Annotated in this window: 15 protein-coding genes; 8 read left to right on the top strand and 7 right to left on the bottom strand. The window is 70.0% G+C overall.

Going from position 1 to position 16387, the window contains the following annotated elements; all coding sequences use genetic code 11:
- Positions 1–12: 12 nt before the first annotated feature.
- A complete protein-coding gene (locus ACTJKJ_RS19425) occupies positions 13–1695 on the bottom strand; it encodes a GGDEF domain-containing protein (protein ID WP_183489796.1) in 1683 nt (560 codons plus the stop codon).
- A gap of 179 nt (positions 1696–1874) precedes the next feature.
- On the opposite strand from ACTJKJ_RS19425, the gene ACTJKJ_RS19420 reads away from it, so the two are divergent.
- Positions 1875–2699: a DUF429 domain-containing protein gene (locus tag ACTJKJ_RS19420; protein WP_440821433.1), complete on the top strand. Its 825-nt coding sequence runs from the start codon at positions 1875–1877 to the stop codon at positions 2697–2699.
- A 116-nt stretch (positions 2700–2815) separates the two neighbouring features.
- Positions 2816–3709, top strand: a complete 894-nt coding sequence (locus ACTJKJ_RS19415) for a ketopantoate reductase family protein (protein ID WP_091724981.1) — start codon at positions 2816–2818, stop codon at positions 3707–3709.
- A 123-nt stretch (positions 3710–3832) separates the two neighbouring features.
- Here ACTJKJ_RS19415 and rocF read toward each other — a convergent pair whose 3' ends face one another.
- The 4 genes from rocF to ACTJKJ_RS19395 all read right to left on the bottom strand — a co-directional run bounded on the left by rocF (position 3833) and on the right by ACTJKJ_RS19395 (position 7717).
- The gene (gene rocF / locus ACTJKJ_RS19410) at positions 3833–4753 is read right to left on the bottom strand and encodes an arginase (protein WP_091721709.1); all 921 of its coding nucleotides are present in this window, start codon (positions 4751–4753) and stop codon (positions 3833–3835) included.
- Between the two features lie 42 nt (positions 4754–4795).
- Positions 4796–5704, bottom strand: coding sequence for an LOG family protein (locus ACTJKJ_RS19405; RefSeq protein ID WP_440821432.1), 909 nt, complete (start codon positions 5702–5704; stop codon positions 4796–4798).
- A gap of 96 nt (positions 5705–5800) precedes the next feature.
- On the bottom strand, positions 5801–6550 hold the full coding sequence (locus ACTJKJ_RS19400; protein ID WP_440821431.1) for a HesA/MoeB/ThiF family protein: 750 nt from the start codon (positions 6548–6550) through the stop codon (positions 5801–5803).
- A 3-nt stretch (positions 6551–6553) separates the two neighbouring features.
- The gene (locus ACTJKJ_RS19395) at positions 6554–7717 is read right to left on the bottom strand and encodes a trypsin-like peptidase domain-containing protein (protein WP_183485454.1); all 1164 of its coding nucleotides are present in this window, start codon (positions 7715–7717) and stop codon (positions 6554–6556) included.
- 13 nt (positions 7718–7730) lie between these two features.
- Between ACTJKJ_RS19395 and ACTJKJ_RS19390 the strand changes: the two genes are divergently transcribed.
- The 3 genes from ACTJKJ_RS19390 (at position 7731) to ACTJKJ_RS19380 (ending at position 10294) form a co-directional block, all read left to right on the top strand.
- Positions 7731–8483, top strand: a complete 753-nt coding sequence (locus ACTJKJ_RS19390) for a Nif3-like dinuclear metal center hexameric protein (RefSeq protein WP_091721727.1) — start codon at positions 7731–7733, stop codon at positions 8481–8483.
- Positions 8480–9517, top strand: a complete 1038-nt coding sequence (pdxA, locus tag ACTJKJ_RS19385) for a 4-hydroxythreonine-4-phosphate dehydrogenase PdxA (RefSeq protein ID WP_440821430.1) — start codon at positions 8480–8482, stop codon at positions 9515–9517. The genes ACTJKJ_RS19390 and pdxA overlap by 4 nt, the downstream gene beginning before the upstream one ends.
- Before the next feature lie 120 nt (positions 9518–9637).
- The gene (locus tag ACTJKJ_RS19380) at positions 9638–10294 is read left to right on the top strand and encodes an energy transducer TonB (RefSeq protein ID WP_440821429.1); all 657 of its coding nucleotides are present in this window, start codon (positions 9638–9640) and stop codon (positions 10292–10294) included.
- A 42-nt stretch (positions 10295–10336) separates the two neighbouring features.
- Here ACTJKJ_RS19380 and ACTJKJ_RS19375 read toward each other — a convergent pair whose 3' ends face one another.
- Positions 10337–12769: a DUF1631 family protein gene (locus tag ACTJKJ_RS19375; RefSeq protein ID WP_440821428.1), complete on the bottom strand. Its 2433-nt coding sequence runs from the start codon at positions 12767–12769 to the stop codon at positions 10337–10339.
- Between the two features lie 117 nt (positions 12770–12886).
- Complete coding sequence (gene mscL / locus ACTJKJ_RS19370) at positions 12887–13330, bottom strand: large conductance mechanosensitive channel protein MscL (RefSeq protein WP_091721743.1); 444 nt, start codon at positions 13328–13330, stop codon at positions 12887–12889.
- Between the two features lie 220 nt (positions 13331–13550).
- Here mscL and petA point away from each other — a divergent pair, with 220 nt between their 5' ends.
- The 3 genes from petA to ACTJKJ_RS19355 are packed head-to-tail and all read left to right on the top strand — an operon-like array spanning position 13551 to position 16377.
- Entirely contained in the window at positions 13551–14147 is a 597-nt protein-coding gene (gene petA / locus ACTJKJ_RS19365; RefSeq protein WP_091721747.1) for a ubiquinol-cytochrome c reductase iron-sulfur subunit, read from the top strand.
- Between the two features lie 20 nt (positions 14148–14167).
- On the top strand, positions 14168–15568 hold the full coding sequence (locus ACTJKJ_RS19360; protein WP_440821427.1) for a cytochrome b: 1401 nt from the start codon (positions 14168–14170) through the stop codon (positions 15566–15568).
- Positions 15569–15594: 26 nt separating this feature from the next.
- Positions 15595–16377, top strand: coding sequence for a cytochrome c1 (locus ACTJKJ_RS19355; protein WP_297389469.1), 783 nt, complete (start codon positions 15595–15597; stop codon positions 16375–16377).
- Positions 16378–16387: the final 10 nt, after the last annotated feature.

The following is a 16387-nucleotide window of genomic DNA, read 5'->3' as shown; positions in this document are numbered from 1 at the left end:
CGCCCCGCCGGCTCAGACCCCCATCACCTGCACGCGATTGCGGCCGGCGTGCTTGGCCGCGTACAGCGCCTGGTCGGCGGTCTCCACCAGCATCGCGGCCTTCGCGGGCGGCTCCCCGGCCGCCAGGCCGATGGAGACCGTGACGCGCAGGTCCGGCGCGAGCTCGCCCCACGCGTGGTTGGCGATCGCGCCGCGCAGGCGCTCGCAGATCTCCTGGCCGCGCTCGGCCGGGACGCCGACGAAGACCAGCATGAACTCCTCGCCGCCGACCCGCGCCAGCAGGTCGGCGCTGCGCAGCTGCCGCCGCAGCACCTGCGCCACCTTCTGCAGCGCCTGGTCGCCGACGCCGTGCCCGAAGGCATCGTTGACCTGCTTGAAGTGGTCGATGTCCAGCAGCCCCAGCGCGATCGGCTTGTGCTCCTGCCGCGCCCGCTCGAGCAGCAGCGGCAGCGCGAACTCGGCGTGACGCCGGTTGTTGAGGCCGGTCAGCGCGTCTTCATGGGCCATGCGGCCGAGCTCCGCGGCCTCGCGTCGCAGGCGCTGCTGCTCCTGCTCGGCCAGCTCGGCCCGCTCGCGCTCGCGACGCGCGTCCTGCATCGCATGCTCGGCCCGCGCCTGGGCCTGCTCAAATTCCTGCCGGATCAGCATCGCCTCGGTCTGCAGCGCCATCGCGCTGCGCGCCGTCTGGCGCTCCAGCGACGACAGCAGTTCGTGCGCCGCCAGCGCCCGCGCGGCATCGCCGCGCAGCTTGCAGGCCCGATAGATCGCCAGCGCGAGCTGTCGCCGCAGGCGCGTGGGCAGGGACTGCGGCGCCTGTTGGCCGACCAGGTCCTGCAGCGTCGCCAGCGCCGGCAGCGCGTCGGTCGCGCCGGCGCCGTCGTCGCGCTTGAGCTGCAACAGCGCCCGCTGCGCGCGCGCCTGCAGCACCATGCCGGCGTAGCCGTGGCGCTGCGCCAGCCGCTCGTATTCGTCGGCGATGAGCAGCGCGTCGTCGATCGCGCCGGTGCCCAGCTGCAGCTCGACCAGATTGGACAGCGACACCACGACCAGGAAGGGATTGCCTTCCTCCCGCACCAGGTCGGCGGCGCGCACGGCGTAGGGCTCGGCCTGGGCCAGCGCCTCGGCGGCCGAGCGCCGGTCCTCGTCGCGGATCGCTTCCGCGTGCGCCTGCAGCCAGAAATGCGCCAGGTTGTTGAGGCAGGACAGCAGCAGTTCGCGCTCGCCGGCGGCCTGCTGCTGGGCGATCTCGAGCGCCTGCAGCGTGTGCTGGCAGGCCTGCTCGACCTGGTCGGTCACCGCGAAGGCCACCGCCAGCCGGTTCAGCGCCCAGGCTTCGCGCGCCGGATCCTGCGCGCGCCGCGCCGCGGCCAGGCCTTGCCAGCCGGCCTGCATCGCGTCCCGCCCCATCTGGAACTGCGCGTAGACGTAGCAGAGCTCGGTCAGCGCCTGCGCAGTCCATTCGTCCTGGTCGGGGCCGTCGATCAGCCGCACCAGCGCCACCGCCTCGCTGGCGCGCCGCAGCGCCGCGGGCAGGTCGCCCTGGCGGGGCAGGTTGTGGGCGATCAGGATCAGCGCCCGTGCGCGCTCCCGCACCGAATCGGCCGCCACCAGCGCCAGTTCCAGCGCATCGGTCGCGTCGCGGTAGGCGCCGCGGCGGCTCAGGTGCAGGGCTCGGGCCAGTTCGCGCTGGAACAAGGCGACTCCTCCTTCGGCGATGCGGACGACCGGAAGACCTCAGCATTGGTCGGCGCACATCGCACGTCAATCGCGGCTGGCCCCAGTGGACGATGGATACAGTCGCGGGCATGCCAAAAGTCTCGAAAGCGCCGGTCCCCGCCGCCGCGCCAACCCCGCCCGTCGCTGCCTCCGCATCGATGGTTGCGGTACCGGCCGCGCGCGTGCTGGTCGGCGTGGACTTCAGCAGCGCGCCGACGGCCCGCAAGCCGATCCGGCTGGCCTTCGGACAGCGGCGCGGCGCGGTCGTGAAGCTGGAGCGGCAGGAGGCGCTCCCGTCGCTGGACGCCTTCGCGGCCTGGCTGGCGGCGCCGGGGTCGTGGCTGGGCGGCTTCGACCTGCCGTTCGGCCTGCCGCGCGAGCTGGTCGAGACGCTGGGCTGGCCCACCGAGTGGGCCGCGTTGATCGCGCACTACGCGAGCCTGTCGCGCGCGGAGATCCGCGACACCTTCGCCGCCTTCTGCGATGCCCGTCCGGCGGGCCGCAAGTTCGCGCACCGCGCCTGCGACGCGCCGGCCGGCTCGTCCCCGAGCATGAAGTGGGTGAATCCGCCGGTGGCCTACATGCTGCACGCGGGCGTGCCCCGGCTGGTGGCCGCGGGCGTGCATCTGCCGGGGCTGCATGCGGGCGACCCGTCGCGCGTGGCGCTGGAGGCGTATCCCGGGTTGCTCGCACGCGAGCTGATCGGCCAGCGCAGCTACAAGAGCGACGACCGCGCCAAGCACACGCCCGAGCGCCTGATCGCCCGAAAGGACCTGATCGAGGCGCTGGAGCAGGGCCGCACGCGGCTGGACCTGCGGCTCAAGCTCAGCCACGCGCAGCGCGACGAGCTTGCAGACGACGGCAGCGGCGACAAGCTCGACGCGGTGCTGTGCCTGATGCAGGCGGCCTGGGCCGATGCGCGGGCGGACTACGGCCAGCCCGCCGGCATGGACCCGCTCGAAGGCTGGATCGTCTGTGCTTGAATCGGGATCGCCCGGCGAGGCGCCCGGCTCCCCCACGCGATGACAAGGAAGATCCCATGACGCCAGTCGATGTTCCCGAGGCGCAAGCGCCGCTGCAAACACCGCCGCGGGTGCCGCTGCAGGTCGCCGTGATGGGCGCCGGCGCGGTGGGCTGCTTCTTCGGCGGCATGCTGGCGCGCGCCGGCCATGACGTGACGCTGATCGGGCGTCCGGCCCACGTGGCGGCGGTCCGCGATCACGGCCTGCGCATGGAGACGCGGATGTTCGACGAGCAGGTCCGCCTGCGCGCCGATACCGAGCCCGCCGCCGCCCGCGGCGCGCAGCTGGTGCTGTTCTGCGTGAAGTCGACCGACACGGTGTCGGCGGCGCAGGCGCTGGCGCCGCACCTCGGCGCGGACACGCTGCTGCTGTCGATGCAGAACGGTGTCGACAACGCGGAGCGGCTGCGCGAAACCGTGCCGCAGCCGGTGTCCGCGGCGGTGGTGTACGTCGCGACGGAGATGGCCGGGCCCGGCCACGTGAAGCATCACGGCCGTGGCGAGCTGGTCATCGAGCCCGCGCCCGGCGCCGAGCGCGCCGCGCAGGCGCTGGTCGCGGCCGGCGTGCCGGTCGACGTCTCGGACAACGTGCGCGGCGCGCTGTGGTCCAAGCTGCTGATCAACTGCGCCTACAACGCGCTGTCCGCCCTGACGCAGCAGCCTTACGGCGAGCTGGTGAAGGGGGAGGGCGTCTGGACGGTGATGGACCAGCTCGTCGACGAGGGCCTGGCGGTGGCGGCGGCCGACGGCGTCACCCTGCTGGGCGACGTCCGTCAGGCGGTGCGCAAGATCGCGGAGACGATGCCGGGCCAGTTCTCCTCGACCGCGCAGGACCTGGCGCGCGGCAAGCCGACCGAGATCGATCACCTGAACGGCTTCCTGGTCCGGCGCGGGGAGGCGCTGGGCGTGCCCACGCCGGCCAACCGCGTGCTGCACACGCTGGTCCATCTGGCGGAGCTCAGCCGCGCCTGACTGGCGGCCGACCCCAGGCCGCGGTGGAAGCCGTCCCCAACGTGAAGAAGCCGGGACGAGCCCGGCTTCGTGACGGTGGCCGCGCGCGGCCTGGCCCTCAAGGGACGGGGCCCGGGGCGCGCTTCACTTGCGCATCAGCGTCGACTTGCCGAACAGCGACTCGACCAGGTCCACCGCCACCAGCGCGGTCTTGTTGCGCACGTCCAGCGCCGGGTTGAGCTCCATGATGTCCAGCGACGCCAGCCGGCCGGTGTCCGCGATCATCTCCATGCAGAGCTGGGCCTCGCGGTAGGTCGGTCCCCCCGGGATGGTGGTGCCGACGCCGGGCGCGACGTCCGGGTCCAGGAAGTCCACGTCGAAGCTGACATGCAGGTGGGTGTTGGCGTCCATCGTGGCCAGCGCCAGCTCCATCGTGTGGCGCATGCCCATCTCGTCGATGTAGCGCATGTCGAAGACTTCCAGGCCGACCTCGTGGACGAAGCGTTTCTCGCCGGGGTCGACGCTGCGGATGCCGATCTGACGGATCCACTTCGGATCGATCGCGGGGACCTTGCCGCCGATCTGGATCAGCTCCTGCGGGCCGTAGCCGCACAGGCAGGCGACCGGCATGCCGTGGATGTTGCCGCTGGGCGTGAGCTGGCTGGTGTTGAAGTCGGCATGGGCGTCCAGCCACAGCACGCGCAGCTTCTTGCCGGTGTCGCGGCAGTGGTGCGCCACCGCCGCGATCGAGCCCAGCCCCAGGCAGTGGTCGCCGCCGAGCAGGATGGGCATGCGGCCGGCGCCCAGTTCGGCGTAGACCGCGTCGTGCACCGCCTGGTTCCAGGCGGTGACCTCGTCCAGGTGTCGGTAGCCGGCGGTCGGCGGCTGCCAGGGGTTGGACGGGCCGGTGAGGTTGCCGCAGTCCTTGACCTCGACGCCATGTGCCCGCAGCGCCTCGGCCAGGCCGGCCACCCGCAGGGCCTCCGGCCCCATGCTGGCGCCTCGGGCGCCGGCCCCCACGTCGGTGGGGGCGCCGATCAGGCTCACGTGTCGTGCTGCGGTCATGGTCCAACCTCTCTTGCTTTGGGATGCCCCCGGAAGGGCGGATCAGGTGCCGTCGCCCCCGCTGCCGTTGCCGTTCGCGGGCGAGCCGATGTCGTATTCCTTCATCAGCAGCGCCCAGGCCTCGTCGGCGGTCTCGACGTAGTGGAAGAGCTGCTCGTCGCCCGGGCTGATCATGCCGGTGTCGATCAGCAGCTCGAAGTCGATCAGGCGCGACCAGAAGTCGCGTCCGAACAGCAGGATGGGGCGACGGCGGCACTTGCCGGTCTGGATCAGCGTCAGCGTCTCGAAGAGCTCGTCCAGCGTGCCGTAGCCGCCAGGGAAGGCCGCCAGCGCCACCGACCGGATCAGGAAGTGCATCTTGCGCAGCCCGAAGTAGTGGAAGCGGAAGCAGAGCTCCGGCGTGATGTACTGGTTGGGCCGCTGCTCGTGCGGCAGCACGATGTTCAGGCCGATGCTGCGGCCGCCGGCCTCATGCGCGCCGCGGTTGCCGGCTTCCATGATGCCGGGACCGCCGCCGGTGACGACGTACAGCGGATGCGCGAAGTCCTTGGTGTGCTCGGTGATCAGGCGCGCGAACCTGCGCGCTTCCTCGTAGTAGCAGCTCATCACCAGGCGACGCTCGGCGCGTTGCAGCGCGGCCTCGTCCTTGGCGGCGCGCGCGGCCTCGACCGCCGCCTGCGCCGACTCGCGGTCGGCGATGCGTGCGCTGCCGAAGATCACCACCGTCGACTGGATGTTCAGCTCCTGCTGGATCAGCTCCGGTTTCAGCAGCTCGAGCTGCATGCGCACCGGGCGCAGCTCGGGGCGGAGCAGGAAGTCGGTGTCGGTGAACGCCAGCTGGTAGGCGCTGGGGGGATTGGCGTCGAACGCGGCGTCGAAGGCCGCTTGTTGCGCGGCCTCCTCCTGCGCGGAGGGGAAGTTGCGGGCGGTGAGTTTGTCGCTTCTGATCATGATTCGATGGCCCGGGAGCTTACGGGCGTTGCCACTTAATTTCTGTTCGTCTCGCGCGGCGGCGCAGCGGCGTGGACGACGGTTTGTTGCGCGCGCTCAGCGGTCGCCGCAGCACGGGCAGCGCGGGTCGCGCGCGACCTGCAGGTCGGTCCATTCCATCCGCCGCGCATCCAGCATCAGCAGCCGGCCCGGCAGCGCCGAGCCCATGCCGGTGAGCAGCTTCAGCGCCTCCGCGGCCTGCATGCTGCCGATGATCCCGACCAGCGGCGCGAACACGCCCATCACCGCGCAGCGCTGCTCTTCCGGCGGCTGGTCCGCAGGGAACAGGCAGGCGTAGCAGGGGAAGCGCCGTTCGCGGCTGTCGTAGACGCTCAGCTGCGCGTCGAAGCCCAGCGCGGCGCCCGAGACCAGCGGCCTGCCGTGCTTGACGCAGGCCGCGTTGACGAGGTGGCGGGTGGGGAAGTTGTCGGTGCAGTCCAGCACCACGTCGGCCTGCGGCACGAGCGTGTCCAGCAGCGCGGCGTCGGCGCGCTCGGTGATCGCGCGCACGCGCGGTTCGGGATTGATGGCGGCGATGCCGGCGGCGGCCGATTCGGCCTTGGGCTGGTCCACCCGCGCCAGGCTGTGCGCGATCTGGCGCTGCAGGTTGGTCACGTCGACGCGGTCATGGTCGACCAGCGTGATGCGCCCGACGCCGGCCGTGCCCAGGAACAGCGCCGCCGGCGAGCCCAGGCCGCCGGCGCCGATCACCAGCGCATGCGCGTCCAGCAGGCGCTGCTGGCCCTCGACGCCGATGTCGTCCAGCAGGATGTGGCGCGAGTAGCGCAGCAGTTGGTCGTCATCCATGGTTCATTCCGGCGGGGTCTCGTCGCTGGTCTGCGGCTGGCGCAGGCCCACCTGCAGCGGCAGCTTGAGCAGCTCCTTGCCGCGCTGCACCGCGATCACCGTCTGGCTCTCGGGCCGCAGCGCCGCCACCACGTTGACCAGTTCCCGCGGCGAGCGCACCGCCTGGCCGCCAACCGCGGTGACGACGTCGCCCGCCTCCAGGCCGGCCTTCGCGGCGGGGCTGGCCTTGAAGACTTCCTTGACCAGCACGCCGTGATCGACGGCCAGCTTGAGCGTGTCGACGACCTCCGGATTGACGTCGCCGGTGATGACGCCGAGCCAGCCGCGCGAGACCTTGCCGTCCTTCACCAGCGCCTCCAGCACCTGGTAGGCGGAGTCCACCGGGATCGCGAAGCCGATGCCCAGGCTGCCGCCGCCGGTGCGCGAGTAGATCGCGGTGTTGATGCCCACCAGCCGGCCCTGCACGTCCACCAGCGCGCCGCCGGAGTTGCCGGGGTTGATGGCGGCGTCGGTCTGGATGAAGTTCTCGAAGGTGCTCAGACCCAGCTGCGTGCGGCCCAGCGCGCTGACGATGCCGGAGGTGACCGTCTGGCCGACGTTGAAGGGATTGCCGATCGCCAGCACCACGTCGCCGACCTGCAGTTCGCCGGCCTTGCCGGGATGGATCACCGGCAGCGGCGGCGGCAGCGTGATGCGCAGGACGGCCAGGTCGGTCTCGGGATCGGTGCCGACCAGGCGCGCCGCGGTGTCGCGGCCATCGGCCAGCTGGACCCGGATCTCGGTGGCGCCGGAGACGACATGGTTGTTGGTCAGCACGTAGCCGTCCGGCGAGACGATCACGCCCGAGCCCAGGCCGGTCTGCGGCCGCTGCTGCTGCGGCAGCCGCTTGCCGAAATGGAAGCGCAGCCAGGGGTCGGCGTCGATCTCGCGCTGGCTGGGCGCGGGCTTGTTGGCGAGCACCGCGACGACCGCCGGCGAGGCCGCCTGCGCCGCGGCGGCGAAGCTGAACTGGACCGCCGCGCGCGGCGGGGCGCCGGCGGCGGCCGGCAGCGTGGGCACGACCTTGGGCGCTTCGTGCAGCCATTCCGGCTTGAGCGTCGACACGACGAAGTAGCCGGCCAGCGCCACGGTGGTGGCCTGGGAGAAAATCAGCCAGGTTTGACGCAAGAGAGATCCTGTCATGGCACATCGCACGGAGCTGGAGCGGCTGCTCGCCGCCACGCTGGAGCCCACGCGGTTCAAGGATTATGGGCCGAACGGTCTGCAGGTCGAGGGCCGCGACCAGATCCGGCAACTGGTGTGCGGGGTCACCGCCAGCCTCGCGCTGATCGACGCCGCCATCGAGGCCGGCGCCGATGCGATCCTGGTCCACCACGGCCTGTTCTGGCGCGGCCAGGACGGCCGCGTCACCGGCTGGATGAAGCAGCGGCTGGCCCGGCTGCTGACGCATGAGATCAACCTGTTCGCCTATCACCTGCCGCTGGATGCGCATCCGGAACTCGGCAACAACGCGCAACTGGCGAAACACCTGGGCTGGGCCGCCGACGGCCGTTTCGGCGAGCAGGACCTGGGCTGCGTCGGCGCGCTGCCGGCGGCGCTGGACACGCTCGATGCGCTGACCGCCCACGTCGGCGAGCGACTGGGCCGCGCCACCGTGCAGGCGGCCGGCGACGGTCGCGCGCTGCGGCGCGTGGCCTGGTGCACCGGCGGCGCGCAAGGCTACTTCGAGGCCGCCATCGCCGCCGGCGCCGATGTCTTCATCACCGGCGAGATCTCCGAGCCGCAGGCCCATTACGCCGCCGAGACCGGCGTGGCCTTCATCGCCGCCGGCCACCATGCCACCGAGCGCTACGGCGTGCAGGCCCTGGGGCGGCAGGTGTCGGAGCAGCTCGGCCTGCACTACCGCTTCATCGACATCCCCAATCCCGCATGAACCGGCCGTCCACTTCCCCGGCGAGCCCGCGCCCGCTGCTGCTGACGATGGGCGACGCCTGCGGCATCGGGCCCGAGATCGCCGTCGCCGCCTGGGCCCGCGACCGCGGCGCGGACCTGCGCCTGGTGGGTGACGTCGCGGTCTTCCGGCGGGCTGTCGGCATCCTGGGCCTGGACCTGCCAGTGGCGGTGCTCGAGCGGGCCGACGATCTCGCCCCGCCCGATTGCCTGCCGGTCTGGCAGCCGCCGGGCCTGCCCGCGGACCTGGTCGACCAGCCACTGGGCCGCGTCAGCGCGGCGGCGGGCGCGGCGGCGGCGCGCTGCATCGTCGCGGCGGTGCATGAGCAGCAGGCCGGCCGCTCGCGCGCGCTGGTCACGGCGCCCATCCACAAGGAAGCGCTGCATGCCGGCGGCATCGATCATCCCGGCCACACCGAACTGCTGCAGGCGCTCTGCGCCGACGCGCAAGGGCAACTGCCGCCGGTGCGCATGATGCTGGCCAACGACGAACTGCGGGTGGTGCTGGTGACCATCCATGTGGCCTTGCGCCAGGCGGTCGACCAGATCACGACGGGGCGGGTGCTGCAGACCCTGCGCATCACCGACGCCGCGCTGCGCCGCGCCGGCCTGGACGCGCCGCGCATCGCCGTGGCGGGCCTGAATCCGCACGCCGGCGAGGGCGGCCTGTTCGGCACCGAGGAGATCGAGCACATCGCGCCGGCGATCGCGCAGGCGCGGACGCTGGGCATCGATGCCCACGGACCGTTCGCGCCGGACACGGTGTTCATGCGCGCGCGCCACGCGCCGCCGCGGCACGTCGGCGAGTTCGATGCGGTCGTGGCGATGACCCACGACCAGGGGCTGATTCCGGTGAAGTACCTGGGCGTGGAGGAGGGCGTCAACGTGACCCTGGGCCTGCCGCTGGTGCGGACCAGCCCGGATCACGGCACCGCCTTCGACATCGCCGGCACCGGCCGCGCGGACCCGTCCAGCATGGCCGCGGCGATCCGCATGGCGCGCGCGATGTCGGCCTGAGCGGCGTCGGTGCCGGGTCGCTCCGTGGTCCCGCTCCCCCTCAGGAGGGAGCGGGCGACGGTGGAACTGCCTTCGGGCCGCGCCCATAATTCCCGCCATCCAAATCGACAGGGGAGCCAGATGGAGATCGGGAAGACGAGGCGACCGCGGTGGCTGGTCGCGCTGGCGCTGGCCGGCGTGATGCAGTTCGGCGCGCTGGGCACGGCGGCGGCGCAGGAGGTCAATCAGGCGCTGAACGTCTGGTTCGACGTGCTGTTCGACGAGAACGGCCAGGTCAAGGAGATCACACCGGTCGACGAGGCGTCGCAGTCGCCGGGCTTCTGGAAGCAGATGACGGCCCGGCTGCAGAAGGCCAAGATCCCGCCGCGCCAGGAGGAGGGCCGCAACGCCACCTTCCGCACCGGCGTCGTGCTCTATCTGGCCGTGGACAAGGAGAAGTCGACGGTCGGCATCCGTTCGATGCAGCTGATGCCCATCCCCACCAAGCTCTACTACGCGGCTTATCCGGACGACGCGGCGGCGCTGGCGGGCTGGGAAGGCGAGATCCGGATGGTGTGCCGCGTCGGCGTCGACGGGACCTGCGTGGAGTCGACGGTCGAGATGCCCGCGGGCATGCCGCAGTCGCTGAAGCGATATGGCCGGACCTCGATGGCGCAGTGGCGCTTCAAGCCGCAGGAAGTGAACGGCAAGCCGGTCGAGGGCGAGTATGTGGTGCCGTTGAGATTCCGGACCGAGGACAACATGCCGGTCGATTTCCGCGACCCGCGCAAGCTGTGAGTTGAGGGGGCGGCCGGGCCGACCCGCGGTCGGTCCTGCGCCTCAGGTCGCCTTGGCGCCCAGCGCCGCGAGCTGCTGGCGCGCGCGCGCCGTGGCGCGCTCCAGCAGGTAGGCATGCTCGAAGGCGCGCAGCCGTTCCGCTTCGCAGAGCTTGCGCAGCATCCGCGCCGTCATCGTCAGCGTTTCCTGGTGCTTGCTGCCGTGGGTGAAGATGAAGAAGCTGCGGGTCGCGCTGATGTGAGCGAGCCGCACCTTGATCCAATCGCCGTCGCGGTGCATCCGGTAGGCCGTGCCGATCTGCAGGTGGTCGATCAGCAGCTCACCGGCCGGGGGCGACGGGTCTTCCTCGGCCGCGGGCAGGCCATCGATGCTGATGTCCACCGCCTGTAGCGCTTGCTGTTCATCGGCGCCCAGGTCCAGGTCGATGTCGACCTGGCCGTCCCAGTCGACGTGTTCGTCCTGCACGAGGCCCAGCCGCTCGGCTTCTTCCTCGGACAGCTTCTCGCTCAGGTCCAGGTCCAGCGGTGCCGCGCTGGGGGCGGGCAGGTCCTGCTCGCGCGGCGGGGCCATGCCGAACACGGCCTCCAGCTGCTTGGCCAGCAGGTTGTACTCGAGCGGGCTGAGCGCCTGGCCCTTGAGCGAATCGGCGTGCGCCGGCAGCAGTTCGGCGAAGAACTTCTTGCGCTCGGCTTCGGGCCAGCGGATCAGGTCCAGGCCTTCGTTGAGCGTGCGCATCAGCACCGGCAGCGAGGCCAGGAAGGCCTGGCGCTGCTGCGGCGTGGTCTTGGGCTGCACCGACAGCACCAGGTCGCGGCCCATCTGGCGCAGCCGGTCGACCAGGGCGGCGTCCAGGTCCGGGTGCCGCGACGCATGCACCAGCACCTCGCTCCAGGTCTGGGTGAGGAAGTCGCGCAGGAAGTCCCGCATGTCGACGTTCGCCATCGCCTGCTGCAGCTGCTGCATGTAGCGGCGCTGCAGGCGCAGCTCGGTCTCCTTGCGCTCGAGCAGCGCGGCCGCGTCGCCCTGGGCCTTGAGGGCCTCGGAGGTCTGGTCCTCGATGAACTGCTCGAGCTGGACCAGCTTGGACTCGTAGAGGTCCATGCGGTCGAAGTCGCCGCTGACGACGTCCTGGACCAGTTCGCGCACCAGCGCGAGGAAGGACTTGCCGGGGTCGTCGGTGAAATCGTCGTAGGCGGCCGCCAGGGTCGCGATGCGGTTGACCAGGCGGCGCACCGGATGTCGGCGCGAGGAGAAGAAGGAGCGGTCGCCCAGCGCCGCGCGCAGCACCGGCAGCTGCAGCCGCGCGATCTGCTGCGCCATCAGCGGCGGCAGCTTGGCGTCGGACAGGATCTGGTCGAACAGGCCGGCCACGACGTCGATCACCATGTGGTCGAGCGAGCCGTTGGCCGCCTGCCGAAGTTCGTCGCGATGCAGGTGGATCAGGTTGGGCGGCAGCACCAGCGGCGCGCCCTCGACATAGGCGCCGGCGTCGCCCTCCCAGCCCTGCCACTGGCTGTTGGTCGGCAGGCTGCCGCCGGTGGTTGGACCGCCGATGCCGGCCGAGGGCGTCTGCGCCAGCCGGCGCAGCAGGTCCATCAGCTGGGGATCCACCCCGCCACCGAAACCGCCACCGAAGCCGCCGCCATGGGCGCCGCTGCCGCTGGCCGGATAACCGCCATGGCCGCTGCCTTGGAAACCGCCGGCCATGCTGTGCAGGCCGCCGGCGCGGCTGCCTTGCAGCGGGTGGAGCGCGCCGGGCATGGTCGCGTAGCGGCTGTCGTGCAGCGGCACGCCCGAAGTGGTGGCGCCCTGCATCGAATGGCCGCTGCGCGCGGCGCCCGCCGTCGCCCGCACGCGCAGGTCCTGCGGACGCAGGCCGCGACTGCGGAACAGGCCCGCGACGTCGGCGTAGCAGGCGCGCATCTCCAGCGAGAGCGCGCGGGTGAGCTCGTCGACCAGCACCTGGCGGGTGTCGGCGTCGTCGGTGACCGCGTTGACGCCCTCGATCAGCGCCTGCGCGATGGCCTGCGGGCGCAGCGGGTGGCGATCCTCGGCCACGCCGGGAATGTCGCCCATGTAGGAATTGACCTCGCGCAGCTCCCACTCGCTCTGATGGCCGAGGGCCAGGCCGATCCGGTCGGTGGCGACCATGGTGTTGACTTGGTCGTCGTCCATCAGCGAGAGCTCGTCCCACTGCGTCACCTTGGGCGCGGCACGCGACGTGCCTGCCGCGGCGCCGCCCGGCGACGGTGTATCGGCGGCCTGCTGCCGCATGGACTGGTCGAAGCGCTGCGAGAACAGCGCCTGATGCTTGCGGAAGATGAATTGCGCGGACAGCAACGCGTCCCGCCGCTTCGCCTGCCCGGAGGACAGTGCGGCGAGACCCATACCTTCGGCGCCGCGCTCGGCGGCTTGTTCCGCCGCCAGGCGCACGCGCTGCAGCGCCGCGTCGACGTGGGGGTTCAGACGGTTCATCGAAGCTTCAGGCACATTGTGGTGACCACACCACATGATAAGTATCGGCGATGACCATCCCACCTCCGGGTGGGGCTCACCCGGCTTGTGCGCAAAAGGTGACGATTGATGAAAGCTTTACGCTTTGTCACGTCTCAGCGCGTCGCGGATCTCGCGAAGCAGCTGGATGTCCTCCGGCGGCGCCGCCGGCTCGGCCGGGGCGGCGGGGGTGTCGCGCTTCAGGCGGTTCACCTGCTTCACCATCACGAAGATGATGAAGGCCAGGATGATGAAGTTCAGCAGCACCGTCAGGAAGTTGCCGTAGGCGAAGAGCGGCACGCCGGCCTTGGTGAGCGCCTCGTAGGTCATGGGGCCGGTGTAGTTGGCGGGCGGGTCCGACAGGAGGATGAAGTAGCTGCTGAAGTCCAGCCCGCCGACCGCCTTGCCGATGATCGGCATGATCAGGTCCTTGACGACGGAGTCCACGATCTTGCCGAAGGCGGCGCCGATGATCACGCCGACGGCGAGGTCCATGACGTTGCCCTTGACGGCGAACTCACGGAATTCGGTCAAAAAACCCATCGCTTGCTCCTTGTGCTCCACGTGTGCGAAGGCGCCCACTACCAAGCGCTTTCCCGGGTGGCCCTCCGCCTCCGGGCAAGCATCCTAACGGCGTTTGCGCCACGACCGATGTCAACGTGGTGCACCGATGCACATCGGTAGAGCGCCTAGGGGCGGCCCGGAACTTTCTTACCTAGAATCGTTGGTTGCCCCTGATCAGAAGTTCCCTGTAAGGACCCTCATGAGTGACCCACAAGTGGACCAAGGCAAGCGCACCTGGCTGATCGCCACCGGCTGCGCGGGAGCAGTAGGCGGCGTGGCCACCGCCGTCCCGTTCGTCAGTACCTTCGCTCCCAGCGAGCGGGCCAAGGCGGCCGGTGCCGCCGTTGAAGTGGACATCGGCGGACTCGCCCCCGGTCAGAAGCTGACCGTCGAATGGCGCGGCAAGCCGGTGTGGATCGTCCACCGGACCAAGGAGCAGCTGGACGCGCTCAAGTCCAACGACCCGGACCTCGCCGATCCGCAGTCGGACCGCAAGGCCTTCCCCATCCCCGAGTACGCCAAGAACGAGTGGCGCTCGCGCAAGCCCGAGTATCTGGTCGTCGTCGGCATCTGCAGCCACCTGGGCTGCTCGCCCAGCGACAAGTTCCAGTCGGGGCCGCAGCCCTCGCTCCCGGACAACTGGCACGGCGGCTTCCTCTGCCCCTGCCATGGCTCGACCTTCGACATGGCCGGCCGCGTCTTCAAGAACAAGCCTGCGCCCGACAACCTCGAGGTGCCTCCCTACACATTCCTGTCGGACACCAAGCTGTTGATCGGTGAAGACAAGCAGGCCTAACCCGGAGCGAGATTCACGACATGGCTGAATTCAAGGAAGCACCCGCCGGCGCTCCGATGGGCGTCCGGCTCATGACCTGGGTGGACAACCGGTTCCCGGCGTCCAAGCTCTACAAGGAGCACATGTCGGAGTACTACGCTCCGAAGAACTTCAACTGGTGGTACATCTTCGGCTCGCTGGCGCTGCTGGTGCTGGTGATCCAGATCGTCACCGGGATCTTCCTGGTGATGCACTACAAGCCCGACTCGGCGCTGGCCTTCGCGTCGGTCGAGTACATCATGCGGGACGTCCCCTGGGGCTGGCTGATCCGCTACATGCACTCGACGGGCGCCTCGGCGTTCTTCGTCGTGGTCTACCTGCACATGTTCCGCGGGCTGCTGTACGGCTCCTACAGAAAGCCGCGCGAGCTGGTGTGGATCTTCGGCTGCGCGATCTTCCTGTGCCTGATGGCCGAGGCCTTCATGGGCTACCTGCTCCCCTGGGGACAGATGTCCTACTGGGGCGCGCAGGTGATCGTGAACCTGTTCGCGGCCGTGCCCTTCGTCGGCAACGACCTGGCGCTGCTGATCCGCGGCGACTACGTCGTCGGCGACGCGACGCTGAACCGCTTCTTCAGCTTCCACGTGATCGCCGTGCCGCTGGTGCTGCTGGGCCTGGTGGTGGCGCACATCATCGCGCTGCACGAGGTGGGATCGAACAATCCGGACGGCGTGGAGATCAAGGCCAAGAAGGGGCCGGACGGCCGCCCGCTCGACGGCATCCCGTTCCATCCGTACTACACGGTGCACGACATCTTCGGCGTCGGCCTCTTCCTGATGGCCTTCTCCGCGGTGATCTTCTTCGCGCCGGAACTGGGCGGCTACTTCCTCGAGTACAACAACTTCATCCCCGCCGACCCGCTGAAGACGCCGCCGCACATCGCGCCGGTCTGGTACTTCACGCCGTTCTACTCGATGCTGCGCGCCACCACCGACGTGATGGTCCAGGTGCTGTGCGGCGTGATCGGGATCTCCGCGCTCATCACGCTGCTGCGCGGCGGGCTGTCGACGCTGGGCAAGGGGATCGTGGTCGTGGGCGCGGTCGTGGGCATCGCGCTGCTGCTGACCTTCGACGCCAAGTTCTGGGGCGTCGTCGTGATGGGCGGCGCGGTCATCATCCTGTTCTTCCTGCCCTGGCTGGACCACAGCCCGGTCAAGTCGATCCGCTACCGGCCCGACTGGCACAAGTATCTCTATGGGATCTTCGTGCTGCTGTTCCTCGTGCTGGGCTACCTGGGCGTGAAGCCGCCGTCGGATGCGGGAACGATCGTGTCGCAGATCGGCACGCTGTACTACTTCGGCTTCTTCCTGCTGATGCCGTGGTGGAGCAAGGCCGGCCAGTTCAAGCCGGTGCCCGATCGCGTCACGTATCACCCGCACTGAACCGCCAACGTCACGGAGTCGAACGAATGAAGAAAATCATCGCCACGCTGCTGACGTCGCTGTGCCTGGGCGCGGGCCTGACGTCGACGGCGCTCGCGTCGGAGGGCGGGATCGAGTGGGACCGTTTCCCGACGCAGAAGATGAACGACCTGGCCGCGCTGCAGAACGGCGCCAAGCTCTTCGTCAACTACTGCCTGAACTGCCATAGCGCGAACTTCATGCGCTACAACCGGCTCAAGGACATCGGCCTGAGCGACGAGCAGATCAAGGGCAACCTGCTGTTCGCCGGGGAGAAGGTGGGCGAGACGATGAAGGTCTCGCTGGACCCGAAACAGGCCAAGGACTGGTTCGGCGCGACGCCGCCCGACCTGACCGTGATCGCCCGATCGAGGGCCGACGGTGCCAAGGGAACGGGGGCGGATTACCTGTATACCTACCTCAGAAAGTACTACCGGGACGAAACCAAGGCCACGGGATGGAATAATCTCGCCTTCCCCAGCGTGGCGATGCCGCACGTGCTGTGGGAACTCCAGGGCGTCCGCACCGCCAGGTTCGAAGAGGAAAAGGACCCGCACGACCACGGCAAGGTCGTGCATGTCTTCAAGGGCTTCGAACAGGTCACGCCCGGGACGATGACACCGCAGCAGTACGACGAGTCCATCGCCGACCTGGTCGCCTACCTCCAATGGATGGGCGAACCGGCGCAGGGACTGCGTTTCCGGCTCGGCATCATCGTGGTGCTGTTCCTGCTGGGGTTCACCGTGTTCGCCTGGCGCTTGAACGCTTCCTTCTGGAAGGACGTCAAGTAAGTCCCGATGG

Source organism: Roseateles sp. 22389 (assembly GCF_052044995.1).
In the GTDB taxonomy this organism is placed as follows: domain Bacteria; phylum Pseudomonadota; class Gammaproteobacteria; order Burkholderiales; family Burkholderiaceae_C; genus Roseateles.
The sequence above is the reverse complement of the archived record's forward strand: the minus strand, read 5'-3'. Positions and strand labels throughout refer to the sequence as shown.

Excerpts from the sequence above, each read along its gene's own strand:
- pdxA (WP_440821430.1), top strand. The coding sequence starts at position 8,480 with ATGAACCGGCCGTCCACTTCCCCGGCGAGCCCGCGCCCGCTGCTGCTG.
- mscL (WP_091721743.1), bottom strand. The coding sequence starts at position 13,330 with ATGGGTTTTTTGACCGAATTCCGTGAGTTCGCCGTCAAGGGCAACGTC.
- ACTJKJ_RS19420 (WP_440821433.1), top strand. The coding sequence starts at position 1,875 with ATGGTTGCGGTACCGGCCGCGCGCGTGCTGGTCGGCGTGGACTTCAGC.
- ACTJKJ_RS19405 (WP_440821432.1), bottom strand. The coding sequence starts at position 5,704 with ATGATCAGAAGCGACAAACTCACCGCCCGCAACTTCCCCTCCGCGCAG.
- petA (WP_091721747.1), top strand. The coding sequence starts at position 13,551 with ATGAGTGACCCACAAGTGGACCAAGGCAAGCGCACCTGGCTGATCGCC.
- ACTJKJ_RS19355 (WP_297389469.1), top strand. The coding sequence starts at position 15,595 with ATGAAGAAAATCATCGCCACGCTGCTGACGTCGCTGTGCCTGGGCGCG.
- ACTJKJ_RS19400 (WP_440821431.1), bottom strand. The coding sequence starts at position 6,550 with ATGGATGACGACCAACTGCTGCGCTACTCGCGCCACATCCTGCTGGAC.
- ACTJKJ_RS19360 (WP_440821427.1), top strand. The coding sequence starts at position 14,168 with ATGGCTGAATTCAAGGAAGCACCCGCCGGCGCTCCGATGGGCGTCCGG.
- ACTJKJ_RS19375 (WP_440821428.1), bottom strand. The coding sequence starts at position 12,769 with ATGAACCGTCTGAACCCCCACGTCGACGCGGCGCTGCAGCGCGTGCGC.
- ACTJKJ_RS19380 (WP_440821429.1), top strand. The coding sequence starts at position 9,638 with ATGGAGATCGGGAAGACGAGGCGACCGCGGTGGCTGGTCGCGCTGGCG.
- ACTJKJ_RS19390 (WP_091721727.1), top strand. The coding sequence starts at position 7,731 with ATGGCACATCGCACGGAGCTGGAGCGGCTGCTCGCCGCCACGCTGGAG.
- rocF (WP_091721709.1), bottom strand. The coding sequence starts at position 4,753 with ATGACCGCAGCACGACACGTGAGCCTGATCGGCGCCCCCACCGACGTG.